This is a genomic window from Rhizobium sp. P2_G9 (assembly GCF_056403475.1).
This window is the reverse complement of sequence record NZ_JBFUFK010000001.1, coordinates 91,794-114,087: the sequence shown is the minus strand read 5'-3', so window position 1 is coordinate 114,087 and position 22,294 is coordinate 91,794. Positions and strand designations below refer to the sequence as shown.

The window sequence follows — 22,294 nt, the reverse complement described above, 5'->3', positions numbered from 1 at the left end:
TCTATTCCTTCCAGTCGTGCATTTTGTGGCCGCGCCAGTCGCCATCGGTTGCCGTAAACAGCAATTCGGCCTCATCTCGGCCGCGCATCCGCTCGATCCGCGTTTCCTTGAAACCTACCCGGCGCGCGATACGGATCATTTTGGTGTTGCGCTCCGAAACCCGGAGAACCACGAGCTGGCAGGCGCATTCATCGAAGACAAAGCCGAAAATTGCGTTGATCACCGGACGCGTCAGCCACAGTTTGCTGTCGGCTGCGCATGAAAGTTCCATCACGCCGTGTTCCGGCTGCCAGTTGTGAAAAATGCAGGCCGCGACCACCTCCCCGCCATCGGCAACCCCGAGAGAAGCGCAAGGCCCAAATCCCCGGGTCACGTTGGTTCGCTCACCGACAAACCGCACCAGCGCTGCGTTAATCTCCTCGGCGCGCGGGCCACCCCAGATGAGGTTCAAGCGCTTGCTTCCCCGACTGCAGTTTGCAGCATGGCAATATCGGCCGTGATCGATAGTTTCTGCGTTCCAGCGGATTGGATGACGCAGCCAACGGCGAGGAAGTCACCGGAGGCGCGGACATTCTGTCGGAAGCGATAGAGCGCATGGCCAGGCGCCGAATCCCACACAGCGGTGTCCCACAAGCCGCCGTCCCACGTCGAGGAATCGGTTTCGGCCTCATTGGTATTGGCTGGTGTCGGATAAGCCGTTACGAAATCGGCTTTGGCGAACAGTTTGACGGAAATCGGCGTCGCGCTGATCAGCCTCATGGACGCAAGCCCGGCCGAAACGCGCTGCCCGAACTTGTTGGGCAGGAAAGCCGAGAGGTAGGCGGCCAAGAAAGGCAAGCCGTTGTCGGCGCCGGTCACGTCGCCCTGAAACACGTTGCCGCCGCTGGAGCCGAAGAACAGCGCGCCTTGGAAATGTTCATAGCACGTCGCGTTCCAATTCCGGATCGTCGCCCACTTGCCGGTGATGGAATTCATCACAAAGGTCAGATCTGAAAACGACGGGCTGGCGGGGAAAGAGACGAATACAAGGCTCTGTTCGAGCCATTGCGAGATAATCCAGCCGGTGGGCGATTCCAGCGCTGCGGCGCGCCACAGATCATCGATGTTCTTCGACGCGGAGACCTGAGAAAGCGTCTCGACACCGCGCGTCAGCGCCTGAGAGAGCGGCTCAAGCCCATCGGTGGTGCAAATGAAGACATCGCCGCCTTGCTTATACCAAGCAGATTTGCCGAGCGGCTTTGAGACCTGATAGACGTTCTGGAGAGCGAATGTCGAAGCGCTGGACGGGTCCGTGCCGGCGAAAACGGCCACTTCCCCTTCAGTGGTGACGAAGCAGCAATATTCCGTTGGCCCGGTTCCGGCGCTTTCCAGTGACCAGGAGAAGCCCGTCAAGAGCGAACCGCCCTTCTTCATCGTTCCGCCAAGCGGGAAGAGCGTTGCGGCGCCACCTATGGCCGCCACACCGAGATAATACGCATCGAGCGAGTTCTTTTTGACGAAGAATTCTCGATTGGCGAAGAGCCACCCATAACTGAGATCGGCCTGCGTGGTGGAGTCGCTGAATGTGATTGCCGGTGTCGTTACCCAATTGGTCCCATCGAAGATGCGGCGCGTATCGGCGCCATTGGTGCAGATGAGGTATGATCCGCCGGTGTTGGTGTGCTGGAATGCGCTCCAATCGCCGCTGGTTAGGCCTGTCACGGTCGCTGTCACGGTCGATGGCGGCGCAACAGGCGATGTCATGTCGAAGATAGCCGTTGCCGTGGTGGCGAATATTTTCTCGACCGAGCCATATTTGTATCGCAGCAACCGCACAATCGCCGCGCCGCCGGCCGCGATGCCGTGCTTCTGGCAGCCGCCGCGGATCTTGATGCCTGTCTGCGTCGGGAACCAATTCGTGAGCACCGAAGCGTTGCCAGCAGCCTCGGAAGCGATGTCCACATTCGTGACAAGCCCACCGATCGGCGCTGGGAATACCATCGGCTGCGAAACCTGCTGCTGGCCGACAGTGACGGGGCCTCGGTTGCTCTGGCCAACGCGACCTGGACGCGGGTTCAGCATTACATTACGCCCCCGTCCGCGGCAATTTCCTGGGCCATGTCGGCCTCGAATTCGGCCAATGAATCGTCGTAGGCCAAGCCTTTTTGCCGTTTCCAGCGCCAGATCATATTCTTGATGAGCAGCCGCTCGGGGAACCGCACGGTATTGTCATCGGCCGTGAAGGCCTCGATCGGCGTCGAACTCGCAAGCGCCCATTTGCGCGAGAAGTAATCCACGCTGGCGCCGACAGCCGCCGACGCGGGCGAAAACAGCACTTGCCCGGCCTTGATGAAATAGAACGCGGTCGTTGACGGCACCTGAAGCACGACAGCCCATTGCCCGGCATCAGTGACCGGCCGGATTGGAGAGCCATCAGATGCCCGCACAGCGCCGGCAGACGCGACGCGCTGGAAGTCGGTTGGCAGTGTCAGCGGAGACGACACAACACTCTGTGTGGCCAGCAGCGCCTGCCAATCGGCCCGCCGCGCGATCTCTTGGCCTGCCTCATTGGCGATTGCCAGCATGTTGTAGGCCGCTTCGTCATTCACGCCGACCAGAGATGCAAATCTGTCGAGCGAGACAACGTCACAGACTTCGTTGGCAGCGGAAAGCAACGTCATTCAAATCTCTCCGGGGTGCAAATAGATGTCATCGAACGGTTCCTATTTGCATCCTTGACTATGGCGTGATGCCACCAACGACCATCTGGGAATTACCCCAGCGTCTGCGTTCGTCATCGACCTGCAAGCCCTGCAACGCCATGCTCATCAATTGCATCGCGCCTTGCGTCTTGGCCGCGTCTCCTGCCGCGATCGAGATTTCAGCCACGACAGCATAGAGATAAACATCCGGCGCCTTCGTGAGCAGCCAATTCGTCGGATTGCTTGGCGTCAGCGCGGGGATCTTGCCGTAGTATGTGACCTGGCAATCGCCGTCTGCGGTCGGCCGCACTTTGACTGTCGAGCCCACAACCGCATAGCCCCGCGGCGTGCCGGACTGGTCACGATAGGCATTCGTCAGTTGCTGCAGGCTCATGGCCCGGAGCGGGATATTCGTCGGCGATCGGAATTCGCGCACTTCCAAGAGATCGGCCGGCAGCGTACCGTCTCCGGATGTGATCGTAACGGTGCCGACGACTTCCATATCAGCGACACGAAGCGCGCGGTTGAGCTTCAATTCGGCCATGCCGAGGTAACGGGGGAAGACGTGGGCGATATTCGAGCGCTGGGAATATTCTGCGGCGTCAAGGAGCAAAGAGGCGTAGTCTGAAATAGCTGACATCAGGAGCGCCCTTCCGCACGGCTTCGCTTTAACAGGCGCTTCAGATCTCGGAACTCCCGCTTGCCGAGGCGCATCAGCTTCCGGCGCCCGTTGCAGGGCGTGAAAACGCCATCGTCTTCGATCCACCGATCGGGATAGATGCGGATCGGCGCTTCAGGCCGGCGGCCGAACTCGTAGAGGAAGCCCTCGCCCGGCGCCGTGATGATCGGCAGATACGGCATCAGATGAAGCCTTTCCGCGGCTGCTTTTCCAGTGCCTGGATTTGACGCGAACGATCGATGAGGCGCGTGATCTGGTCGGTCACCTCCCGAAAGCCTTCAGGGTTGCTGACAGGGTCCGGACGCATGCGCTCTAGCTGCTCGATCTCGGCTTTAACGTCAGGAGGTAGAGGCATCAGGATCGAGCCCCAACTGCGGCAACGAGAGCATCAGCGTCACGAAAGCAAGCTTCCTGCGCATATCGCATCTCATCGTCCCATAGCCGGCGGATTTCGTCCGTGGGGGCGCTGCGCCGACGTGAGAAGGCAAGCCGCCGGTCGCTCGAAATCATTACAGGTTCCCGCTCTTCGTTCGCCATGCCCTGTTCTCGCTGTCATTTAGGAACCGGTTGACGAACGCGTGGTCGCCCTCGGCATGAGCCCGAGCAATCCCACTGTCGAATGCGACATTGAGCGGGACAGAGGCGACATGGTGCCAATCCCCCGCCCATCCGGCCGAAGCCATGTTGCGCTGCTGCTGGTTCACATTGATCAGGTCATCCACGCGGTAATCGGTCCTGTAAACGTCATTGCCGCTGTCGTCTGTCATGTGCCAGACTTGGCGTCCTGTCGGGAAATCGTAGTCGAACAGGGTCCAAGCACCGTCGCGGATTATCATGCAGCCTCGCCTGGCATGGGGTCGGCGCGCTCCGCTTTCCCCTCGCCAATGATGCGGCGGGCGGTGGCGATGTCGACATGGACCACTTGACCGGCTGGCGTACGGACATCAGCTTCCAGCCATGTGTCATAGAGAAGCTTCACCGGAACACCAGACTGTGCCGGATTGGGGGCCGGAGCGTCCGCAGGCGCGGCAAGTGCGTTGTCGATTTCCTGCTGAAGCCGCGCGTCCGACCAGCGGCCATCGACAGTGACGCCGAGGCTTTCGGCCTGGGACCTGAGATTGTCGTCCATTTTAGATGTCCTTTCGAGTTTCGACGCCTTAACGCCCGTGGTTTTGGTGATAGCCTTCGGTCCGCTCGGCCATTTTTCGAGCCGCTACAGCCTCATCAAAGAGATCGAACGTCCCGAGATTGGCCCGCCGGCCATTGGCATTGATGAAAGCGCGCCATCTCCCGCTATCTTTGCGGAAAGCAACACCCATCACGCCGGACGTGTTTGTAAACGGCCGAGCTCGATTGCGGTTGTTTTGCACAGCGGTGACTTCGCGCAAATTTTCTAGGCGGTTGTCTGCGCGGTTGCCGTTGATGTGGTCAATTTGCTTAGGCCAACGCCCGTGCTTCATGCACCAGATAACCGCATGGGTTTTCGGTCGAAAACTGCCAATGCGGCCATGCAGATATCCTTGACCATCGACAGTAGCGAAGGCCGGTTTGCCCGCAAATCGTATGTTCCAGGTGAGAAAATCGCCATGCGATGCGAAATCGCGTTCTGGACGCCGTTTCCATATCAGCGTTCCTGTCTCGAAATCGACATGGAATAGTTGATGCAACCGTTCACACGGTGGTAGGGCTTTGTCAGCCATCCTCGAATCTCCAATATTCGGGCTATGGTTAGAAGCGGGCAAGGACGGCAATCCGAGCCCGCTTCGATCTTATATCACATTGAAAAGACAATGTGAATCTTCGTTACACCGTGGCCGAGAATGGCGTTGCTTCGGTATTGGTTGCCGACCCGACCATGACCACTTCCCAGAAGCCAGAGATGGCATCGATAAGCGTGATGCGGTCTCCTTTGACGCCGCCGGTCGTGGTGCCGTTCATGGTGATCGTGTCATCGGTCGCACCGGTTTCCCATCCATTGACGGACGAGCCGGAGTCAGCCGACTGGATGCAGTTGCCGATCATGATGTCGGTCGAATTCGCGACCTTGATGATGTCGCTGTTCGATGTCACGGTGGTACCGACGATGAAATCGAACTTGTCGCCGGACCCGGAAGACGCAGGCAGCGTAACGGTAAGACCGGCGGCAGCATTCAGGGCGAGGAGCGCACCCATATGCCGGGTGCGATCGAGCGTCACAGACGCGGTGATGGAAATAGGCTTGTAGGTATCCATTTGCGCGTCTCCTTACGATGCCGAAGTCAGGCCGAACAGGTCCGCGGCGACGCCGAGGCCTTTTTCGTTGCTGACCTTGAGGGTGCCCTCACCGATGATCACGCCCTTCTCAGCGTCGCCGGTCTTGGCGATGTCGTTGTCGTCCTGGATCTTGCGGAGCCACGCGAACGACAGGAAGTCGGGATCAATGAAGAAGGCGTTGCGCGCCACACCCGCATTTGTCGCCTGGACGCGGTTGGGCATGATCATCACCTTGCCGAACGGGCCTTCGTAGTAATCCGCAGAAGCCTGGATCACGTTCTTCTGGCCGCCCGAGGAGACGACGTAGCGGAACTGCGCCACGTTGGTGTCCGACATGAAGGTGACGAAGACCGACTTCACATAGGGAGAGACCACGACATAAGTGAAGTTGGCGCCGGAGTTGTAGCCCGTCTGCATCACGCTGTCCAAGATGGGCTTGGTGAAGGCGCGCTGCGTGCCGTTGGTGGCTGCGACCGTCAGGCCGGAACCAGAACTGAAACCGCCGTTCGAGCCGGCAGCGCCGCGCGAGACGTTGGTGATCAGCCAGGACGGCAGGCCGCCGAGGCGACGGGTGGCGCCGCCGACCGAAGCCGTATTCGACACAATCGCATATTCGACGTCCTTGCGGACTTCAACGCCCTTCTTGGCGCGTTGGTATTTGCGCTTCTGCACATTGCCGGCCTCGGAGACTTCCTCCTGGGTGCCGGAAATGATCCAGTCCTTGCGCACGATCTGGGTGTAGTCGCCGAGGCGTGCAGGCGGCGTCACCTGTCCGAAGGTGTAGTCTTCACCTTCTTCGTGGGCGTTGTCGCCAGGAGCGGCGAGATCGTCGGTTTCCCATTCCGGGTGAATGCTGACGCATTTGCCCTTTTCGATCAGGGAATAGATGGGGGTGTCTTCGGGCGTGATGCGAGACACCACGTCCGAAAGCTCTTCTCGGTTGCCGACTGCACTGGCAGTCGTGAAGGTATTGGTGATAACAGCCATTGCTGTTTTCCTTTGATGGGGGTGTCAGATCAAAGGCCGATCAGAAGTCGATGTTCATTGCATCGTGGATCGACCCGGTGTTTGACAGCTTTCTCATCGCGTCCCGATTCGCTGCGGGCTTGCCCGTTTGCTTCGCCTTGGGCGTGAGCGGCGGAGCATTGGCCACCTTCTGCAAGGCCGTGCGCTTGGCGATTTCGGCTTGCTCTTTGGCCTTTTCGGCTTCGAGCCCCTTTTTCGCCCAATGCAGCACCTTGAAGTAACGGTGGTCGTTGAAACCGGCCATCTCATCGGGCGTTAACCCGAATTCTTCGCCCGTTTTAAAAGCGTCGGCGAAGAATTGCTGGCGCACCTCGGGATTTTCGAGTTCCGGGAATGCGTCGAGCAGGAGACCGTTTTCGCGAGCCAGATCTTCCTGTGTCTTCTCCTGGTTCATCTCGCTCGACGCCGCTTTGGTGTCGTTGGCGAAGGCCAGGATGGACTGTATGCGCTCGACGCCCTCGTCGAACATCGCCTTGCGGCGCGTATATTCTGGAGGATCTGTCATCGCGAGATGACGCGAAGGCTCTTCGGGAAGCTGCTGTGCAAGAAATCCTGCGACGGCGTCCACGGATTTGAGGACGCGAGCTGCCGTCGACTCCAGCGATTTGCGCGCAGTGGCAACCGCCGTCGTCTTGTGTCTGTAATCCTTGTCCCGCATGTAGCCGAGTTTCAACTCGCCGAGGGAGACCTGCTCGCCGCCTTTGAGAAGGATGGGCGCTAGGTCGGGGTCGGTCGGTTCTTCTGGCTTGTCGGCTTCGTTGGCCGCGGCTTCGTTCTCGCCAGCAGGCTCTTCGCCGTCATCGTCGGAAAGGCTTTCCGCAACCTTTTCCAGGCTGGCGGAGTCGTCTTTTTCCCCAGCGGCGTTCGGCCGCCATGTATTTCCGCCGTTGTCCTGATCTTCTTCAGGATCGTGGAAATCAAGGCCGGCTGCATCGTCGAGAGAAAGGGTTTGCGAGGCACTATCGCTCACGGCCGGGGCCGTGTTGGCGGTTGCTGTCGACATGGATATTTTCCTTCAGTGGTTTTGCCGGATCAGGCCGGCGCCTTCTTTCCTTCGACGGTGGATTGAGCGAGGCTCTTGATCCTGTCGCGGAAATTTCTGATCGCGCGGGCCTCGGCGGCCATCACGCTACGTGTCTCGTGGTCTTCGGGTTTGGCGTTGATGCAGCGATTGATTGCTGACGCCTCAAGGTCATCCCAAAGCATGTTGAATAAAGGTGCGCTGATGATCGCCTGTGCGGCGCGCTGCTTTTCGTCAGGCGTCATTGAAGACAGTCCGTCCAACCGAGATATGACAGAACGGCCACGACTGACGCACCGATGCAAAACATGCCGGCGGCAAATCCCCACAGTAGGATTTTCACTTCCCGGCTATCCCTGATCAGACCTAGGAATTCATCAATCCTGATAATCAATGGTGTATCCGCTACAGGTTCCTCGCGCTTGATGATCCTCATCGCTCAGAACCTCACCCCTTCGCCGGTCATGGGCGCCACTCGCCGTTGATGCAGATTTGCATGCCACCAATCCGCGTCTCGCGAACACAACGAGGGTCTGTTGGCATCCCCGGCCGCCATGGCTCGTTATTGCCTTGGAACTCGTGGAAATCGCCGCTCATTATCGGGTAACGGCGACGAAGATCGTTTTTGACATAGCAGATCACCTTGCCGTCCGGCGTGGTGACTGGCTCTCCGGCCTTTGCGAAAACGAGGTCACTGGTCATCGCGCCTGGGTCGCGCTCATACCTGACGGTGGTTCTTTCGGTCGAAATGCCGTCCACATGATATTTCTGATCTTCTTTCCTGTGCGGATCGGGGAAGATCATGCGCTCATCGCCGGGCGGCCAGCCGAGTCTTTCGCGCTCAGCAAAAGCCATAGCGTTTCCCACCTCGTAGGCCTGTTCCTTGTTGTCGAACTCGCCGACTTCCTTGCTGCTGTTTTCGAAGCGCGTGACGATGTAGCGCGTGACTTCGCGGATCTTGTATTCAATGGTCATGATTGTGGTCCTTTACGAAAGCGACGGCCTCAGCCGCCTATCCGCTGGATGCGGAATTTAACAAGGCATCACCGCCTGATATCTGGTTCATTTTCCAGTACGTTCGCACCGGCCCATCTTAAGAGCGCCAGCACCGCATCCTTTCGCTCCCAATTCGGTTTTGGCTCGATCCCAAAGTTGCTGAGCGATTGAAGCCACCCATCTCGGTCTTGCGGGACGCGCATGGAAAGTACGATATTTTGGCGCTTTGCCATCTACCCTGGCTGCCCGCCGAAGCGCACGGGCGTGATATTCTGGTGCGTCATGATCTGCGCCACATTTTCCTGTTGCTTCAGATTGGTTTCCGTCTCGATCTGATGCATTTTCAGCGCGCCCTGCTGCTGGATGCGCTGTTGCTCAAGTTGAGCGTCCGTCTGCGCCTTCTGCTGTTCCAGTTCGAGCTTGGCTTGATCCGATTGGGCCTGCTGCTGCACCTTCGCCATCGCTGGATCTGGCTTGGCTGCGGACTGCTGTTGCATTTGCGCGAGTTTTGCCGGATCGGGCTTGGTGAAATACATCTCCGGTGTTTTCAGGCCGGCGGCGTCGATGCCGCGAGACAGCGAATTCCAGATATTGTCGGGCGTGATATAGGGGTTTTGGCCCGGTGGCCCGAAGGCGGCGATGAGCTTCTCCTGTTGCTGCCCAACAAACGTCATCATGGCGACGTCACGCTCTCTGGTGCCCGCGCCGAGGCCAGTGTTGACGGTGCAATCCATCATGGCATTCCATTGCCTCGGATCGAATTCCACCCACTGGCCGCGGAGCCGAACCGTCCTAGGCTTGTCCTGGTGCTTGATGATCGTCCTGAGCACGATGCCGAAGAGGCGCTTCAGTCCGCGAGCGAATGTCCGCACCATCTGTTCCGTCTGCCCAATGCCGGCCTGCTCCAGAAGCGCAGAAGCAGTCGCGGTCATGTTCTGCAGCGCGTCCGGCGGAATCCCGCTGGAGGCGTCTGTAATGCCCGTGCGATCGGTCAGCTCGTTGTCCAGGTATTCGAGCATGCTGAACGCTTGGCCGGCGACGAACGGCACCTGCACGGCCTGGATTGCCTCGTTGACGTTCACGCCCTGAGCGATCCGGATAGGCTGACCGAACTTCGGGTTCAGCACGGCTTCGGGGTTCATGATCGTGCCCTCTTGCACGGCCTGCTGAGGGTTGTTCTGCCAATAGATGTTGTCGAGCGTCTGGCGCAGCAATACCGTCTTGATGCGCTGGATTTCCATGGCATCATCCGGGATCGAATTGCCCTCGCGCTGATGCGGCCGGCGCTCGACGACGAGATCGGCAAATGGCACATCGTCCGTCTCTTCGTCCTCGACTTTGTTCTTGTCGATGATCGAACCGAGATAAACCATCCGGCGAAGCTCGGCTATGCCGTCATCGTCTTCATCAATCCGGGCGTAAAGCTCGTAGTATTCCACCTCCTGCGAGGCTTTGGCGACGGGGTTATCCCGATGCGCCCAATCACGGCGGCGGTCGAATTCCTCGTCATCCTGGCGCGTGTTCGTGCCAGCGGTCGGCAGATCATCGACCAGCTTGCGATCATAGCCCATTTCCACGAGCTCGGAACGCCGCATGCGCTTGTTGATTCCGACGAGCGGGCTGTCGTCGATGTCCAAGGCGTCGGGATGGATCAAGAACTCTTCCGGCGCGACGCCCTCAAGTCTCGTCTGCCCCGTCTCTGTGACGCGGCGAATCTTGATGTCGAAAACTGGCACTTGTTGCGGGCCTTGCGGCGTATCGACTTGCTCGACGCTCTGCGATGCGCCCAACACCGTCACGTTCTCGTCGCTGACAAGCTGAACCACAGCTTCCTGATCAAGCCCCGTATGCCTCGAAATGCTCACCGAGCGTTTTTTGTGCCACGAGACACGGATAATGCCATTGCGCAGGCGGAGCGCGTCGTCGGCCGCGTCCTCGATCGCCTGGTCACCGAGGCTTTCCGGGATGACGATGTAGTTCACATAGTCCGTGGCCTGCTCGGCGCCGGATTCGTCGCCTTCGGACACCGGCTGATATTCGACTATCTTGTCATTGCCCAAAATCGTGCGGACGAGCGACGGCTTGACCTTTTTGATGACGGCGCGGACGTCACGCGACACGACCTGCGACCGGTTTTCGTCGGCCGGCGTGTCTTTCATCTCGCCATCGCTGTATTCCATGGCGCGCTTGCGATCGGTTGACATCTGGGTACGGTAGCGCTCGCACTCAGAGACCATATCGTAGACCTGGGCGGAGATCGTCCCGCGTTCCGGGCTATCAACGCCTTCATTGGTGTCGACCATCAGACGCCGGTTCCTTCATTCGGCTTGCGCATCAGACGACCTTCCTTGACTTGAAATCCCAATTGTCCGCCTTGACCTTCGGTGCCTCATAGGCGACGCACATAAGCCCGAACGCGTCGGCACCGTGGCTAGACCAGTCGTGATCCGGCCCAAGCCCTACACCGCGCTCTTCGTCTTTCTTCTCGTGGTACCAGCCCAAAGCGGCGCGCCCCGCGTCTGTCGTTGCCTCATTGAACCAGATCGACGGAAACAAGCGCCTCACTGCCTCGATGCGCTTCGACGCGGCGCCTTTACCTTGATTGCGGATCACCGAGACCGAATAGCCAGCCTGGCGGAAAAATCCTTCGTATGAAGCATCATGCACCCTGTCGTGCGTCTCGCCATCGTGAGGCAGAATCACCTCGCAGCGTGCTGGCGTATAACCGCGGCTTCGCATCCATTCGACATGTGCCGAGGCCGGCTGGCCCACAGCCTCATAATAATCCAACACACGGATTTCTCTGCCGATGAACTGTGCAATCCAGATGGCAAAAGCGTCTGCCTTTGCTCCTGTCCCGCCGATGTCGATAAACGCCCGGCGCTGCATAAGCCCATCAGCGGCGACATTCCCGATACGGCCTTCGTTCTTCGCGTCGAGCAAATGCCTGGCGAAATAAGCCCCCTCGATCACCGAGACGAAATCGCCTTCCCAGATATGCGGATACTGTTCTGGGCGATCCTTCATGTCGCGCTGGCGGTCGCGTTCAAGTTTTGCCGGGAACCACGGGTTATCCCGCCAGTTCATCTCGACAATGCGATAGCGCGGATCTGTCGTCTCTCTAAACCGCTTATGCGTGGCGCTCGTCTTTCGGCGTGGGTTCCACGTCACCCACAATTCGCTGTCTTCTTCACGCAGCGTCGGAATAAGCGTCTGCCACGCGGTTTCCGTCACCGGCTCGGCTTCATCCACCCAGCCGAGGAGAATGCGCGCCTTCGACTTGATGCTGTCAATCGACCGATCCAAGCCAGCGAAGGAATAATAGACGCGCCCCGATTTGGTCGCGATGTACTTTTCACCGATGTCGAAATGCGGCTCGAGCCAGCTTTCCGACCGGATCGCCTCCTTGATTTCCTCAAGCGAGGAATCGGCCAGCGAGTTCATGAACTGGCGACCACAGAGGATTTGCCCTGCCCTGCCCGCCGCGTCCCACATATAGGCCCGCACTGCTGTCATCTTGGCGAACGTGCGTGTCTTGGCGCTTCCACGACCGCCCCATGCGCCCCGGACGTCAGCCTCCCCGTCAAAGACCCATTGGAGCTTTTCAGGAAGCTTTATCTGTGCCGTTGCCACTCTTCACCGCGACAAGTTCAATGCGATCAATGATGCGAACCGGATTTTCTGCATCGCCGGCCAAAGTCACTTTTTCCCCGTACTTCTTCGGCATCAGTTTCGAGGCCATCCATTGACGCGTTTTGATCCGGAGATCGGAGCGCCGCATTGCTTCGCCGTTTTCGACCCAGCGCGTGTCCTCGCCGAAGTTCCGCTCCATCCAATCGTTCGAGCCATCGTCGGCAATGTCGAGCATCTCGTCAAAGAGAGCGTCAGCCTGGAGTTCGCGCGCGCGGGCGTACTTGGTGCGGAAATCAACGTGCTTATCAGATGCGAGCCATTCCATAACCGTCGTCTTGGACGGCATGTCATCGGTTTCGCAGATCTTCCGTAGGCTTTCACCATCAGCAATGCGCCGGCAGATGGCGGTTGCGACATCGTCTGAATATGATGATGGCCGCCCAGCTTTTCGGCCGGCTGTTCTTGCCGCCATTATCTTGAAATCCTGTAGTTACCGAATTACTTTTGCCGTAGTTACGCAATTACGGAGGCCCCCATGGGCATATGGGAGCAGATGCAGCGAGCCGAGGCGAAGAGAGCCGCCGCCGCACAAGTGGCCAAGCCGACGAAAGAGCCGCGCCCCGCAGAGAAGATTATCGAAGGGCTGCATGAGGCCATCGCAGTGGCTAGCGGTGAAGCGCGGCCGGCGCGAACCCATGTGAAGCGCGGCCCTAAACCGTCTGGACGGGCCAAGAAGCTGCTTACGCTGCGTCTCGACCAAGATGTGATTGAAGCCTACCGCCAGACCGGAGAAGGCTGGCAAGCCCTGATGAATGCCGCCTTGCGGCGAGACCGTGGTATCTGATCACGCATCAATACTGGCGCACGTCCCGGTGCAGGCCGTTACTCGACGCACGACATAGGGCGGAATAAAGCCAACTGTGCAGCCCGTGAAGGTGATTGTCGACCCGTTGGCATTGCCATGAGGCACGATCGTGATATCGCCCGCAGCGGTCATTACAACGGCTTTCGGCAAGGGATCGAGATCCGCCGGTGCAGGCGTGATTGCTGCGCCCTTGCGGCCGAAAGTGAGAGCGCTGGCGCCGCTTTGGTTCCATTCTGGAGATGCCATGGGTGCGTGTCCTTTCTCAGGCCGCGAGGCAGGCGAGCTTGTAGCCCTGCCTGACGTAAAGATCGATTTTCTCGCCGGCCGAGAGATGAATGCGGGCCGAACTCACAGCCGTGCTGACGGCAAGTGATGCATCAGGCGATACACCAACGGCGAAATACTTTTCGGTCGACACGGTGACATGGAAAATGCAGCCGTCCTCCGGCGCCGCCTGCGTCGTCGTGCCGTCCGCTGAGAGCGTCTCAGACCAGACCGGGAAGGCCAGCACGGGCTGCACCGCATTGCGAGTTGAGTCCGGCCGGCCGGCAAAGGCGCAAGTCACATGCAGACCTGCAAGCGTCCCCGCGACGAAATTGACCTTGTCACCGGCCTTTGCGTAGACGTCGAGCGTTTCGGCGTTCCAGATGTGGATACGGGCGGTGTTCGGTGTCGTGCCGATTGCCTGTGTTGCATCAGGACTCGGCGCCTGGACGAGATAGCCTTCGGCGCCGGCCTTGTAATGTAGGATCATTCCATCAGCGCCGATCGACTGGCCCGTGGTGCCGCTCGACGCGAGCGTCTCAGCCCATTGCGGATGGGCGAGAACTGGCTGCTTCGCGTTCCAAAGCTGCCGCGGGCCGCCGGCATGCGCCGCGGTTACATGGAGGCCGGTGAGTGCCATCGTTCGTTATCCTTGTGTGCGGAGATCGTGCATCGCCTGCAGGAATTTGTAGCGTCCATGCAGATTGAGATATGCCTGCACCGGGCCAGGAACTCTTCGCTTCCCGGCGAGCCATTGAGCAACGGCGCCGATCGAGACGCCAAGCCGAGCCGCAAATTCCTTCTGCGTCAGGTGATTTTCGGTGATGAACGAGCGAACACGCTGCGCCGCCGTCTGTTCACCGTTTTCAGCCGCATCGGGCGAAAACTTGTAATTCAGTCGGTTGATGGTCATCGTCTTACCTCGATTGATTTAGAGGCCGGCCACATGGTCCGCCGCCGGCCTCTGCGCTGTGTTACCAGCGTTCGCCCCTGTTGAGCCTTGGGAGGAGGGAGAAGCGCAGGGGGATTAGTTGAGCGGGTGCCCAATTGTTACGCGCCGAGGCGATAGACGCAGCCAAGAAATGGCCTGGAAGCGGAAAGCCTGCCATTCGGCACCAAGGCGGCTTTTGGCGAGCGTCGGCTTGTCTTCGTGACCTTCCGCCCAGATCATGTAGTTGCCCGCTTCTGTCGCTTCCCAGAAGCCTTCTGGCAGCTTTGGCATGTCAGCAGCCCGGGCGGGGCTTCATCGACGGCTTCGGCTTGGTCTTCTTGGCCATTGCGGTCTCTCCTTTGGTTGAGGGTTTAGGCGGCGAGTGAGGAATATTCGGCTTTGCCGAGATCGAGCATTGCGGCGGTGCCGTTGAACATCTGTGCATATTCCGTTTTGCCATCTGGCGTGTGATGCTTCAGGCCCATATCGTCGCCCATATACTTTGCGCCCACCGAGCTAGCCGCATTGGAATAGGCTTGGAGCGAGGCAGCGCCTGCGGCCGTTGCTATCTGACCGCCGACCCAATACGGCCCATTCCAATATGAGCGGTACCGATCGACGAACACTGGATAGGTCACCGGCTTGTCGTCAATCTCAGCCACGCGAGCCTTGATGCGCTCCCACTGCTTTTCAGTCGGGTTGCTTTCCATGCTCTCGGTGAAGCCGTTGAACCAAGCTTTGAATTCTGCAAGCGTCATTGGAATTCCTCCGTCTATGTGTGGCAAGGCTCAATCCCGACGACAGGAGCGCCGAGGATGTGCCACTTGCCTTGGCTGTCCCGTAGCCAGCGCATGACTGTTGTGGTTTGCAGGCAGGCGGGTTGATCCTTACTCGCTACCGGTGCCGTCTCTTGTGTTGGGCGGTCTGTGTGGATGGCGGCGTGAGCGGGCGTGAAATGAGATATTGTCGCGCCAATCAGGATTGCCCAGAGGATTGCCGCGCCAGGATCGAGGCGGCGAAGGAACGTGCGGATCATACGCCATTGCCTTCGCGAGCACCCTCTGCTTTCGAGTGAGCGAGGAGCTTCACCAGTTCCAAATCTGCGGTGATCATATAGCCCATACTTGCGCCGTCTTCTTGCCAGGTGATATCGCGGATGCGGCAATTGCGAAGGAACGCGTTGCGGCGATTGGTGACGAGGAACTGTAGTTCTCGATCGTCGGCGATATCAGTGTTCATCGCGCCTCTTCCTTGCTTGCCCGGTTTTTCAGCGTCACTGCCTTCGATCTGGCCGCGGAGAGCGCTGAACACGATGACCGGAAACGAATTGGCGGGATAGCTAAACGCCAGTACCGATAGTTTCGTCGCCCATAGTTCACCTCAGTTGGCTTTGGAATGGCGAGTTTTTGCGTCGTTTTCTCACCGGAAAAAGGCTTCTGCAGTGCCCTCTACTCAGGTCGCCCGAGCCTGAACCATTCCAAACTGTGTTGCCCCTATCCCGTATAGAACGGAGGGGCGGAATTGGACGCTTTTGACTGGAGCGAGAACCAGCTATGAGCTTCTCAGCGCGCTGCCCATAGATTCCGGCCATTTGACCGCGTCACCCGTTAGAGCAAAGGCGCGCCACCGAAAACGGGCTCAGTGATTGGCGCGCAACCTCGAAACTGTTGCCTCAGATAACGCACTGAGGCGCTGCGTGAAGGTGCTGCCAGTTATCTCAGATCGATGCCTCGGCACTTGTTCCAAGAACTGATCCAGTCACCCAAGCGGCGTGATCACGCTTTCGATCGAGCAGTCCCGATCATAAGCTAGACCGCTGTAGGCTTTGGGAGGCGAGCGGTTTTCTCCGTTACCCCGCCACCGGCCATGAGCCGGGCTATCCCAAACTCTATCCCGCCGACGAGAAATGCATGAGACGTTCATACCAAAAATGTAGTCACATGCGGCATTCGGCAGGCAATATTTCCCCAACGCGATATTTCACGCGTCGAGGCATGGCGTGGACGAATCCAACTTACAGCCATGAAATTCACTTATGCCTTACTAACTGATTTATGCTACCTTTTCAAGAGTCTCAGACGTCCTCCCCATGATTTCGCTGAGGGGGACCGTGATCTTTCCGGCCATGTCGAGTTTGTTGGTCAACATGCGCAGCCGAGGATCGGATTTTGCCTTCTTGCGGAGCACCTGTCGCGCCAGTCTTGACTTTGCGTCGAAGAACTTCTCGGCATCAGCCTCAGCAGCCCGCAGCATAAGGATTTCTTCCAATTGGATCGGCATTGGATTGCCGTGCGGGTCGGCAACGACGCCCTGTACGCCCCATGTGTCCCTCAGCGCTGCGAAGCTGTGTGGGTTCTGGACAAAGACATAGCCGACCATGAGAGCGAAGCGCCGCACCTTCCACAAGTCAGTGTGCCGCCTGTCCCGCAGCAGCCGCTTCTCGGCTGGCATGTAGCACTGAAAACCAGCGTCTACGAGCGCTCGTTCGACCGCTGAGACGTCATGGTCTATGTTCGTGATAATACGATAGCCCTTGCGGCTCCTTGTGGCCTCAGCGGCATATTCCCGCCGCGGCTTCTGAGAGCCCGGGATTGTGGTTACAGCAAACCATGACATGTTGATCTTCTCCGCCGTCCTTGCTAGAATCCGCCTTGTGCGATGCAGATCCATAGGCCCGGTTCGGAAGGATTGGGCCTATTTCATTCCGGGTTTTTTAGATGTTGGACTATCTCCGTTCGAATTCCTTGTTTTGACTTTGAACCGCGCGTGGGGCTGAATTCGTCCAGCACAGTCTCGACCAAGTGCCTGATGACCCTGACTTTCATAATGCCGTGCCTCATGAACTGATCAACAACGCACAATCCATATTCGTGAACAAGCTCGCGCAGATCGTCCGGAAGTGCATCAACCCTCGCCATCCTCGCTTGACGCCTATGACTTACGATAGCTACGAATTGTTCATCGTGCCGATCCAGATCCGTTTCCATCTCGTCCTCACCTCAATATGCTCACGTTCATTGCGTTACTCTCACTAGGCGATAGCCAACAAAGCGATCATTCTCGATCGTCCATCCGGCTTTCTTGATTGTCTCTCTGGCTCTGGAGAGATGAGACCATATGCAAGCGAGTGCATCTGACGGGCCTCCGTTCTCATCGTCTCCATAGACGAAATCCACCAGCATCGAATGCGTGACCAATGCCCCTCTTGCCTGCCTAAGCCTTAGAACGACGTCGAATTGCCTGTGAGGAAGATGGACGTCATCCAGTTCAGAGGCGTAATCTTCATTCGCATGCCTAAAACCGCAGTTGGGGCAGATGGTCATCCTGCCTTTCCTTTCCTGAGCGCGTTGAGGATTGTCGTGTGATCCCGGTTGAAAAACCTTCCAATCGTCGTCAAGGACAGATCGGGGCGGATGCGTCGAATTGCTGCGATTGCCTCATGGCGAGCGGCAACCACCTTTTTCTTTCGTCCTGGAGCGCGAATGTCTTTGATCGTGATGCCATCGTGCTTTTCGAGCACGGCGTTAATGATCGATGTCATTGATGGCTTAGGAGGATCGCCGAGAACGAAATAGCCTTCGATAATATCAATCACATAGGTTTCATCTGAACTGGTCGCATGCGCTGTTCCGTGCGTTGAAATGCCATCGACCAGCCGCCTGTTTGCTTCGAACGCCCGCTGCTGTTCTGCCTCGCGCTCAAGTCTGGCGATACGATCTGATCTGCGCTGTTTGGCTTCGAATGCTTCGCGCTCTCTTGCCTTTTGCTCGGCAATAAGGTTCTTAGACCGGCCGGCGCCAAACAGACGAGTGCGCCGCTCCAGTGCTTCCTTGCGGCATAATTCTTCGTATGTGATACGCTGGACAATCTCGTTCATTCTGCAGCCTGCCTTTCATCGTCCTCCGATCGCCAACCCCACGGCCTAAGCGCCTTCTGTGCGGCTCTATCGCCGCGGCAAGCTCTGGACAACAGGCCTAGCAGGTTCAGCATCCTTTCGCGGTGCTCTGGCGTGTGTGCGTTGCTGCGCTCTTCCGGCCGTGGCAGTAGTTTCCCGCGATTTTCCCTTGCTGTGACGGCGGTATGTTCCGATCGGCATTCTTGGGCGAACTCTGCTGCTGTCGGAAGGCGATGGGCTTTATGTCCCGCCACCTCGCCACGCAGGAAGCGCTTGCAGACGGTCTTGATGGCGTCTTCCCGGCAATCCTCGCAGGCGACACGATACGCTTCTAACTGCGCATCAACGTCAATGCTGGAGGCCCCGAACCCCGATATCATTGTCGCTATAGCTAAAGCGGTCTCGGGCTGCATCTAGAATGCTCCTCTTCTTTTCGGTCTTGACGGGGATTTGAACTTCGTCTTCCCACCGGGCGTTATTGAGCCAGGTGCTAGGATGTGGTATGAATTGCTGGTCGCGTATCGCGTAAAATGGAAGCTGCCGACGCAGACCTTCGATGATCTGATCTGGCGGCGTTGACAGAACCTCACGCTTCCATGATTTCTCTGCCGCCCGCTTCGATACCTTCCGCGGATAGAGGCGCCAGAAGTCCTCGAAGGTGGGAACGGCGTGGTCAATAGTGATTTCGGCTGATTGTCGTGACATGATTTTCCGCCTTGCTCTGTGTGTGTTGTCACTCGAAGACCTTCATCTATTCGAGTGGGGATGCTAAACTTCGATGATCTCGATCGCCGGATAACATGCTTCAGTTAGCGCGCGCTTCAGGATGTATTCCCTCGTCCGCATGCCCTTTGCGTCTTCGATAATCCGCTTGTTGCGAGCGGCGCAGAAATAGGCAAAATCGGCGCGATAGGTCGCATGTCTGCCGTTTTTGTACCGCGGCGATTTGATCATGACTGGCCCGCTCTTGCCGTAGAGCTTGAACGACGGCTGCCTCTCCAGGTGCGATATCTCGCCTGCCTTCTCCAGGATCTTTAATTCCTGCCAGCGCTTCGCTTCCTTGGCGCTATCGAAGGCTATGCCATCGACAACCGTTTTCTTGTTGCCGTACTTCGATTTCGTCTCTGTCTTGTTCATTGTTCCTGGCTTTAGACGGCCAAGGGCGTATTGCTTCTTGGCGGAGGGCTTGGGAGCTAGGGCTTGATATTGCTTGGCGGAAATGCGGGTCATGCTGCCTCCAGATAATCAGAGGCGCGCTCAAGGCGCTTCCTGCATGGCTTTATCCAAACGAAGCGTGTGTCTTCGTGACCCATCATCCACACGAGCCAGCAATAGGATGTCGCTGTCGAACCGGTAGCGGTTAGCCGCCCCTTGACCATCGGCACACGCTCGGAAAATTGGGCCACGAATGACGGCGGGTTGCGGCTGAACAGGTTTTCATATCGCCCCACGCTTTCGAGAAACGAGGTGCGCACAATCACCGCCACGCCCTCTGTCGCTATCTTGAACGCGCGCTGCAGGAATTCCTCGGCAAGCCGGAAAGGCGGATTTGTAATTATCCATTCCGGTCGGTCTGCCGGCTCCGAGCCGGGGAAAAGGAAATCAACGGTGCGCTCGTGACCGGCATAGCCGTAATCGTGAATGTCAGTCGCGATAACCTTGCAGAAATATTGCTTGAGCGGCTCGACCATGTGGCCGCGGTTGCAAGCCGGTTCCCACGCGGTATACTTCTTCAGGATCTTCTCCGGAGCGAAGCCGCCCATGTATGGATAGATGACGTGCTCGACCAGAGCCCGTGTCGCCCACGGCTGTGTCGGAAAATCGTCCAAGCTATCGTGCGGCTCGATGCGTTGGGCCATGACTGCATGTGATGTGTTCTGCGCCATTTGATCCGCCTTGTCTGAGAAAGATCCCACCGACCGTTAAGCCGGTGGGAAGGTGGTCGCTTGGGAAAGCTGGGAGGAGACCAAGCGACGGGGGAAACTTATGCGTCTGTGAGAGCCTTGATCTTCTCGTGGGACCGAGTTTCGCCGAAGCACCATGTCTTTGCTGGGAAGCGGACTAGCCATTCCTCGACGGCCTTCTGGATTGCCTTTTCGAGTTCGCAAGCCGCGTCTTTCTGCGGCCACGCTTCGCCGTCAAACTCCTCGTCAAAGCATTCTTCATTGCATTCCGTGAGGTCGTCCATGATCCTCTCAGCAATGAAGTCCTCGTGGAAATTGGCCGTCATGACCGCCTTGTCGCATTCGCAAATCCAGAACTCATCGCGGCCAAACTCGGAGCGACCTGCCACAATGGCGGCTTCGCGGCTGTCCTCGTTACCGTGCCAACGCTCTGCGTCTTCGGCGCCAGCCCAATACCATTTGAAGTTTCCGTCACCTGCCATCGTCATTCTCGCGCCGTAATGTCACGGATTGCCCACATGATTGCCTCTTCGGCTCTGTTGCGGGCGTTGATAAGCTCGCGGGTGGGTTCTCCACGAGCTATGATGAGATCAATAAGCGCTTGGCCTGCGTTCGAAATAGCCTCGATGGCGGCGGTTTCCTCTTCGGTCAGAGGGCTGTCTTCGGTGCTGTGTGTCTCGGTCATTGGTCATCCTTCCCCTTCGAATTCATCGAGAGTGACGCGCCAATTGGCTATGTCGCCGGCCGGACCGACTTGCATGATGGCGTAGTCCCCGTGACCGTGATCCTGCGGGCTCATGATCTCCGGGACATACCCCTCAATCGACTTGACGACGTTCATGTCGGCGTCGAGGAGCTTATAGGTGCCGTTGTCGCAGACCTTGTAATGAATGTCTGCCGCGGTCCCCGCCGGCCAATCCTTGATGATACCGGTGGCGAGATCGATCAACGGGCACCATGCGTCCTTGACGCGGCAAGGGATAAGCGTGCCATCCTCGTCTTCAACGTCGTTGACTGAGGCGCCTTCCCAATATCGGACGCCGCATTCAGCTTTGAGATAGACGACTTCCTTTTTCGTCTTCTCGGCGATTTCAATTGTGATGCTCATCGCTTCACCTCGTTTTCGAAAAGAGCCCGGCCCGAAGGCCGAGCAGTTGGCGCGGGAAACAGGGAGGGAACGCCCGCGCTCGTTGACCCTAGGACTGCTTCGGAAGCTGGTCCTTTATCTTCTGCTTGATGATTGTCTTGAGGTCGTTGAAGATGCCTTGCATCTCGGGATCTTTGATAACCATCTCGCCGGCTTGTGACGCAGCGATCATGTAAACCGTGTTTGTCGATGGCACGACGCAACTGATCATGATCATCGGCACAGTCCATTTCAGTTTTAGGAGCAAATTGGCACTAGTCGCCTTGATATCCTTGCTCCCATCTATTGTGCCCATGAGACCAGTAAACCCGCTGGCGCCCACGACTGCGACCGTTCCCACAATTCCGAGTATCGCTAACGCTGTACCTAAGTTCCCGACGACTTCAGCGATGTACAAAATCCACGACAAGCTATTCATCGTCCTTCTCCCTCTTCCTTGCGCCGGCCAGCCACAAAATCGCTGAGGCGAAGAATGCGCGGATCAACCGCACTATCGCGTTGTTCTTCATATTTTTGTTCCATCCGCTCTGCCGCTGCTTCCATCTTGCTTTTGACCGCAAGATACGCGTTCAGGATCGGGAAGAAGCTGGAAAGGAACATGTCCTTCACTTCCGTCTTCCTGAGCCGCACTGTCGTCGCCACTGGGATTCCATAGCGGCTCTGAAGCCTGTAGGCCGCGGCTTCTATGGTATCACCGGGGCCTCTAAACTCCTTAGCCAGCAAGAAGGTACTCATCTCCTTCGCCATCGTTATTGAATCCGAACTCATCGCTATTTTCCCTGTCTTGTTTTGAGTCTTATCTGCTCTAACTTCAGTCATCTCTGCTCCTCGTTTTGTGCGATTTAACAATCGTCACATCCCGAGGCGCTAGTGTTTAGGAAAGGGAAACCGAAGCGCCTTTCCATTTAGTCTGCCGATGTTTCCCCGCCTGCGTCGGCCAGGTTGACGGAGAGAGCAATCCTGCCCTGCGTATGCTCTCTCCGTCTTCCCTTGGTCCGC

The 22,294-nt window shown here is 57.8% G+C and carries 33 protein-coding genes; 1 reads left to right on the top strand and 32 read right to left on the bottom strand.

All coding sequences use genetic code 11. The features are described from left to right. Nucleotide 1 precedes the first annotated feature (1 nt). The 16 genes from AC1DYF_RS00670 to AC1DYF_RS00595 all read right to left on the bottom strand — a co-directional run bounded on the left by AC1DYF_RS00670 (nucleotide 2) and on the right by AC1DYF_RS00595 (nucleotide 12,761). Nucleotides 2-451: a GNAT family N-acetyltransferase gene (locus AC1DYF_RS00670; protein ID WP_477874182.1), complete on the bottom strand. Its 450-nt coding sequence runs from the start codon at nucleotides 449-451 to the stop codon at nucleotides 2-4. Continuing rightward, nucleotides 448-2,061: a hypothetical protein gene (locus AC1DYF_RS00665; protein WP_477874180.1), complete on the bottom strand. Its 1,614-nt coding sequence runs from the start codon at nucleotides 2,059-2,061 to the stop codon at nucleotides 448-450. Before AC1DYF_RS00665 ends, AC1DYF_RS00670 begins: the two co-directional genes overlap by 4 nt. Next, nucleotides 2,061-2,660 (bottom strand): phage adaptor protein, encoded by a 600-nt coding sequence (locus tag AC1DYF_RS00660; protein WP_477874178.1) that lies wholly within the window; start codon nucleotides 2,658-2,660, stop codon nucleotides 2,061-2,063. The genes AC1DYF_RS00665 and AC1DYF_RS00660 overlap by 1 nt, the downstream gene beginning before the upstream one ends. Before the next feature lie 58 nt (nucleotides 2,661-2,718). Then, the gene (locus AC1DYF_RS00655) at nucleotides 2,719-3,321 is read right to left on the bottom strand and encodes a phage adaptor protein (RefSeq protein WP_477874176.1); all 603 of its coding nucleotides are present in this window, start codon (nucleotides 3,319-3,321) and stop codon (nucleotides 2,719-2,721) included. Further along, the gene (locus AC1DYF_RS00650; RefSeq protein WP_477874174.1) at nucleotides 3,321-3,542 is read right to left on the bottom strand and encodes a hypothetical protein; all 222 of its coding nucleotides are present in this window, start codon (nucleotides 3,540-3,542) and stop codon (nucleotides 3,321-3,323) included. Before AC1DYF_RS00650 ends, AC1DYF_RS00655 begins: the two co-directional genes overlap by 1 nt. A 327-nt stretch (nucleotides 3,543-3,869) precedes the next feature. Continuing rightward, nucleotides 3,870-4,196, bottom strand: coding sequence for a hypothetical protein (locus tag AC1DYF_RS00645; protein WP_477874172.1), 327 nt, complete (start codon nucleotides 4,194-4,196; stop codon nucleotides 3,870-3,872). Further along, on the bottom strand, nucleotides 4,193-4,489 hold the full coding sequence (locus AC1DYF_RS00640) for a hypothetical protein (RefSeq protein WP_477874170.1): 297 nt from the start codon (nucleotides 4,487-4,489) through the stop codon (nucleotides 4,193-4,195). Before AC1DYF_RS00640 ends, AC1DYF_RS00645 begins: the two co-directional genes overlap by 4 nt. Before the next feature lie 28 nt (nucleotides 4,490-4,517). Further along, a complete protein-coding gene (locus AC1DYF_RS00635; protein ID WP_477874168.1) occupies nucleotides 4,518-5,060 on the bottom strand; it encodes an HNH endonuclease in 543 nt (180 codons plus the stop codon). A 103-nt stretch (nucleotides 5,061-5,163) separates the two neighbouring features. Further along, nucleotides 5,164-5,592, bottom strand: coding sequence for a hypothetical protein (locus tag AC1DYF_RS00630; RefSeq protein ID WP_477874167.1), 429 nt, complete (start codon nucleotides 5,590-5,592; stop codon nucleotides 5,164-5,166). Between the two features lie 12 nt (nucleotides 5,593-5,604). Continuing rightward, entirely contained in the window at nucleotides 5,605-6,600 is a 996-nt protein-coding gene (locus AC1DYF_RS00625) for a DUF5309 domain-containing protein (RefSeq protein WP_477874165.1), read from the bottom strand. Between the two features lie 40 nt (nucleotides 6,601-6,640). Then, on the bottom strand, nucleotides 6,641-7,642 hold the full coding sequence (locus AC1DYF_RS00620) for a hypothetical protein (RefSeq protein WP_477874163.1): 1,002 nt from the start codon (nucleotides 7,640-7,642) through the stop codon (nucleotides 6,641-6,643). Nucleotides 7,643-7,671: 29 nt separating this feature from the next. Then, complete coding sequence (locus AC1DYF_RS00615; protein WP_477874161.1) at nucleotides 7,672-7,905, bottom strand: hypothetical protein; 234 nt, start codon at nucleotides 7,903-7,905, stop codon at nucleotides 7,672-7,674. Between the two features lie 217 nt (nucleotides 7,906-8,122). Further along, nucleotides 8,123-8,635, bottom strand: coding sequence for a hypothetical protein (locus AC1DYF_RS00610; RefSeq protein ID WP_477874160.1), 513 nt, complete (start codon nucleotides 8,633-8,635; stop codon nucleotides 8,123-8,125). 254 nt (nucleotides 8,636-8,889) lie between these two features. Next, nucleotides 8,890-10,959 (bottom strand): portal protein, encoded by a 2,070-nt coding sequence (locus tag AC1DYF_RS00605; protein ID WP_477874158.1) that lies wholly within the window; start codon nucleotides 10,957-10,959, stop codon nucleotides 8,890-8,892. A gap of 31 nt (nucleotides 10,960-10,990) precedes the next feature. Beyond that, entirely contained in the window at nucleotides 10,991-12,289 is a 1,299-nt protein-coding gene (locus AC1DYF_RS00600; protein ID WP_477874156.1) for a PBSX family phage terminase large subunit, read from the bottom strand. After that, a complete protein-coding gene (locus AC1DYF_RS00595; RefSeq protein WP_477874154.1) occupies nucleotides 12,261-12,761 on the bottom strand; it encodes a terminase small subunit-like protein in 501 nt (166 codons plus the stop codon). The genes AC1DYF_RS00600 and AC1DYF_RS00595 overlap by 29 nt, the downstream gene beginning before the upstream one ends. A gap of 63 nt (nucleotides 12,762-12,824) precedes the next feature. On the opposite strand from AC1DYF_RS00595, the gene AC1DYF_RS00590 reads away from it, so the two are divergent. Continuing rightward, nucleotides 12,825-13,133 (top strand): BrnA antitoxin family protein, encoded by a 309-nt coding sequence (locus AC1DYF_RS00590; protein ID WP_477874152.1) that lies wholly within the window; start codon nucleotides 12,825-12,827, stop codon nucleotides 13,131-13,133. Here AC1DYF_RS00590 and AC1DYF_RS00585 read toward each other — a convergent pair whose 3' ends face one another. From AC1DYF_RS00585 to AC1DYF_RS00510, 16 genes are all read right to left on the bottom strand, one after another. Beyond that, entirely contained in the window at nucleotides 13,134-13,400 is a 267-nt protein-coding gene (locus AC1DYF_RS00585) for a spike base protein, RCAP_Rcc01079 family (protein WP_477874150.1), read from the bottom strand. Between the two features lie 16 nt (nucleotides 13,401-13,416). Continuing rightward, entirely contained in the window at nucleotides 13,417-14,058 is a 642-nt protein-coding gene (locus AC1DYF_RS00580) for a hypothetical protein (RefSeq protein ID WP_477874148.1), read from the bottom strand. Nucleotides 14,059-14,064: 6 nt separating this feature from the next. Further along, nucleotides 14,065-14,331 (bottom strand): helix-turn-helix domain-containing protein, encoded by a 267-nt coding sequence (locus AC1DYF_RS00575; protein ID WP_477874146.1) that lies wholly within the window; start codon nucleotides 14,329-14,331, stop codon nucleotides 14,065-14,067. 114 nt (nucleotides 14,332-14,445) lie between these two features. After that, nucleotides 14,446-14,640: a hypothetical protein gene (locus AC1DYF_RS00570; protein ID WP_477874144.1), complete on the bottom strand. Its 195-nt coding sequence runs from the start codon at nucleotides 14,638-14,640 to the stop codon at nucleotides 14,446-14,448. 80 nt (nucleotides 14,641-14,720) lie between these two features. Further along, a complete protein-coding gene (locus tag AC1DYF_RS00565) occupies nucleotides 14,721-15,107 on the bottom strand; it encodes a hypothetical protein (protein ID WP_477874142.1) in 387 nt (128 codons plus the stop codon). Nucleotides 15,108-15,381: 274 nt separating this feature from the next. Next, nucleotides 15,382-15,588, bottom strand: a complete 207-nt coding sequence (locus AC1DYF_RS00560) for a hypothetical protein (RefSeq protein WP_477874140.1) — start codon at nucleotides 15,586-15,588, stop codon at nucleotides 15,382-15,384. Nucleotides 15,589-16,401: 813 nt separating this feature from the next. Next, entirely contained in the window at nucleotides 16,402-17,019 is a 618-nt protein-coding gene (gene nusG / locus AC1DYF_RS00555) for a transcription termination/antitermination protein NusG (RefSeq protein WP_477874138.1), read from the bottom strand. Nucleotides 17,020-17,363: 344 nt separating this feature from the next. Then, entirely contained in the window at nucleotides 17,364-17,672 is a 309-nt protein-coding gene (locus AC1DYF_RS00550) for a helix-turn-helix domain-containing protein (protein WP_477874136.1), read from the bottom strand. After that, nucleotides 17,669-18,226 (bottom strand): helix-turn-helix domain-containing protein, encoded by a 558-nt coding sequence (locus AC1DYF_RS00545; protein WP_477874134.1) that lies wholly within the window; start codon nucleotides 18,224-18,226, stop codon nucleotides 17,669-17,671. The genes AC1DYF_RS00550 and AC1DYF_RS00545 overlap by 4 nt, the downstream gene beginning before the upstream one ends. Before the next feature lie 786 nt (nucleotides 18,227-19,012). Continuing rightward, entirely contained in the window at nucleotides 19,013-19,474 is a 462-nt protein-coding gene (locus tag AC1DYF_RS00540) for a DUF1064 domain-containing protein (RefSeq protein ID WP_477874132.1), read from the bottom strand. Continuing rightward, a complete protein-coding gene (locus tag AC1DYF_RS00535) occupies nucleotides 19,471-20,130 on the bottom strand; it encodes a methyltransferase (protein ID WP_477874130.1) in 660 nt (219 codons plus the stop codon). Before AC1DYF_RS00535 ends, AC1DYF_RS00540 begins: the two co-directional genes overlap by 4 nt. Before the next feature lie 98 nt (nucleotides 20,131-20,228). Then, the gene (locus AC1DYF_RS00530; RefSeq protein ID WP_477874128.1) at nucleotides 20,229-20,630 is read right to left on the bottom strand and encodes a hypothetical protein; all 402 of its coding nucleotides are present in this window, start codon (nucleotides 20,628-20,630) and stop codon (nucleotides 20,229-20,231) included. Between the two features lie 2 nt (nucleotides 20,631-20,632). Continuing rightward, nucleotides 20,633-20,833, bottom strand: coding sequence for a hypothetical protein (locus AC1DYF_RS00525; RefSeq protein WP_477874126.1), 201 nt, complete (start codon nucleotides 20,831-20,833; stop codon nucleotides 20,633-20,635). A 3-nt stretch (nucleotides 20,834-20,836) separates the two neighbouring features. After that, nucleotides 20,837-21,256 (bottom strand): hypothetical protein, encoded by a 420-nt coding sequence (locus tag AC1DYF_RS00520; protein WP_477874124.1) that lies wholly within the window; start codon nucleotides 21,254-21,256, stop codon nucleotides 20,837-20,839. Nucleotides 21,257-21,344: 88 nt separating this feature from the next. Further along, on the bottom strand, nucleotides 21,345-21,713 hold the full coding sequence (locus AC1DYF_RS00515; RefSeq protein ID WP_477874122.1) for a hypothetical protein: 369 nt from the start codon (nucleotides 21,711-21,713) through the stop codon (nucleotides 21,345-21,347). Further along, nucleotides 21,710-22,114 carry a hypothetical protein gene (locus AC1DYF_RS00510; protein ID WP_477874121.1) on the bottom strand — a complete coding sequence of 135 codons (405 nt, stop codon included), beginning with the start codon at nucleotides 22,112-22,114 and terminating at the stop codon, nucleotides 21,710-21,712. The genes AC1DYF_RS00515 and AC1DYF_RS00510 overlap by 4 nt, the downstream gene beginning before the upstream one ends. Nucleotides 22,115-22,294: the final 180 nt, after the last annotated feature.

Coding starts and splice junctions, on each gene's coding strand:
- AC1DYF_RS00665 (WP_477874180.1), bottom strand. CDS start 2,061: ATGCTGAACCCGCGTCCAGGTCGCGTTGGCCAGAGCAACCGAGGCCCC.
- AC1DYF_RS00660 (WP_477874178.1), bottom strand. CDS start 2,660: ATGACGTTGCTTTCCGCTGCCAACGAAGTCTGTGACGTTGTCTCGCTC.
- AC1DYF_RS00655 (WP_477874176.1), bottom strand. CDS start 3,321: ATGTCAGCTATTTCAGACTACGCCTCTTTGCTCCTTGACGCCGCAGAA.
- AC1DYF_RS00650 (WP_477874174.1), bottom strand. CDS start 3,542: ATGCCGTATCTGCCGATCATCACGGCGCCGGGCGAGGGCTTCCTCTAC.
- AC1DYF_RS00645 (WP_477874172.1), bottom strand. CDS start 4,196: ATGATAATCCGCGACGGTGCTTGGACCCTGTTCGACTACGATTTCCCG.
- AC1DYF_RS00640 (WP_477874170.1), bottom strand. CDS start 4,489: ATGGACGACAATCTCAGGTCCCAGGCCGAAAGCCTCGGCGTCACTGTC.
- AC1DYF_RS00635 (WP_477874168.1), bottom strand. CDS start 5,060: ATGGCTGACAAAGCCCTACCACCGTGTGAACGGTTGCATCAACTATTC.
- AC1DYF_RS00630 (WP_477874167.1), bottom strand. CDS start 5,592: ATGGATACCTACAAGCCTATTTCCATCACCGCGTCTGTGACGCTCGAT.
- AC1DYF_RS00625 (WP_477874165.1), bottom strand. CDS start 6,600: ATGGCTGTTATCACCAATACCTTCACGACTGCCAGTGCAGTCGGCAAC.
- AC1DYF_RS00620 (WP_477874163.1), bottom strand. CDS start 7,642: ATGTCGACAGCAACCGCCAACACGGCCCCGGCCGTGAGCGATAGTGCC.
- AC1DYF_RS00615 (WP_477874161.1), bottom strand. CDS start 7,905: ATGACGCCTGACGAAAAGCAGCGCGCCGCACAGGCGATCATCAGCGCA.
- AC1DYF_RS00610 (WP_477874160.1), bottom strand. CDS start 8,635: ATGACCATTGAATACAAGATCCGCGAAGTCACGCGCTACATCGTCACG.
- AC1DYF_RS00605 (WP_477874158.1), bottom strand. CDS start 10,959: ATGGTCGACACCAATGAAGGCGTTGATAGCCCGGAACGCGGGACGATC.
- AC1DYF_RS00595 (WP_477874154.1), bottom strand. CDS start 12,761: ATGGCGGCAAGAACAGCCGGCCGAAAAGCTGGGCGGCCATCATCATAT.
- AC1DYF_RS00590 (WP_477874152.1), top strand. CDS start 12,825: ATGGGCATATGGGAGCAGATGCAGCGAGCCGAGGCGAAGAGAGCCGCC.
- AC1DYF_RS00585 (WP_477874150.1), bottom strand. CDS start 13,400: ATGGCATCTCCAGAATGGAACCAAAGCGGCGCCAGCGCTCTCACTTTC.
- AC1DYF_RS00580 (WP_477874148.1), bottom strand. CDS start 14,058: ATGGCACTCACCGGCCTCCATGTAACCGCGGCGCATGCCGGCGGCCCG.
- AC1DYF_RS00575 (WP_477874146.1), bottom strand. CDS start 14,331: ATGACCATCAACCGACTGAATTACAAGTTTTCGCCCGATGCGGCTGAA.
- AC1DYF_RS00570 (WP_477874144.1), bottom strand. CDS start 14,640: ATGCCAAAGCTGCCAGAAGGCTTCTGGGAAGCGACAGAAGCGGGCAAC.
- AC1DYF_RS00565 (WP_477874142.1), bottom strand. CDS start 15,107: ATGACGCTTGCAGAATTCAAAGCTTGGTTCAACGGCTTCACCGAGAGC.
- AC1DYF_RS00560 (WP_477874140.1), bottom strand. CDS start 15,588: ATGAACACTGATATCGCCGACGATCGAGAACTACAGTTCCTCGTCACC.
- nusG (WP_477874138.1), bottom strand. CDS start 17,019: ATGGATCTGCATCGCACAAGGCGGATTCTAGCAAGGACGGCGGAGAAG.
- AC1DYF_RS00550 (WP_477874136.1), bottom strand. CDS start 17,672: ATGACCATCTGCCCCAACTGCGGTTTTAGGCATGCGAATGAAGATTAC.
- AC1DYF_RS00545 (WP_477874134.1), bottom strand. CDS start 18,226: ATGAACGAGATTGTCCAGCGTATCACATACGAAGAATTATGCCGCAAG.
- AC1DYF_RS00540 (WP_477874132.1), bottom strand. CDS start 19,474: ATGACCCGCATTTCCGCCAAGCAATATCAAGCCCTAGCTCCCAAGCCC.
- AC1DYF_RS00535 (WP_477874130.1), bottom strand. CDS start 20,130: ATGGCGCAGAACACATCACATGCAGTCATGGCCCAACGCATCGAGCCG.
- AC1DYF_RS00530 (WP_477874128.1), bottom strand. CDS start 20,630: ATGGCAGGTGACGGAAACTTCAAATGGTATTGGGCTGGCGCCGAAGAC.
- AC1DYF_RS00525 (WP_477874126.1), bottom strand. CDS start 20,833: ATGACCGAGACACACAGCACCGAAGACAGCCCTCTGACCGAAGAGGAA.
- AC1DYF_RS00520 (WP_477874124.1), bottom strand. CDS start 21,256: ATGAGCATCACAATTGAAATCGCCGAGAAGACGAAAAAGGAAGTCGTC.
- AC1DYF_RS00515 (WP_477874122.1), bottom strand. CDS start 21,713: ATGAATAGCTTGTCGTGGATTTTGTACATCGCTGAAGTCGTCGGGAAC.
- AC1DYF_RS00510 (WP_477874121.1), bottom strand. CDS start 22,114: ATGACTGAAGTTAGAGCAGATAAGACTCAAAACAAGACAGGGAAAATA.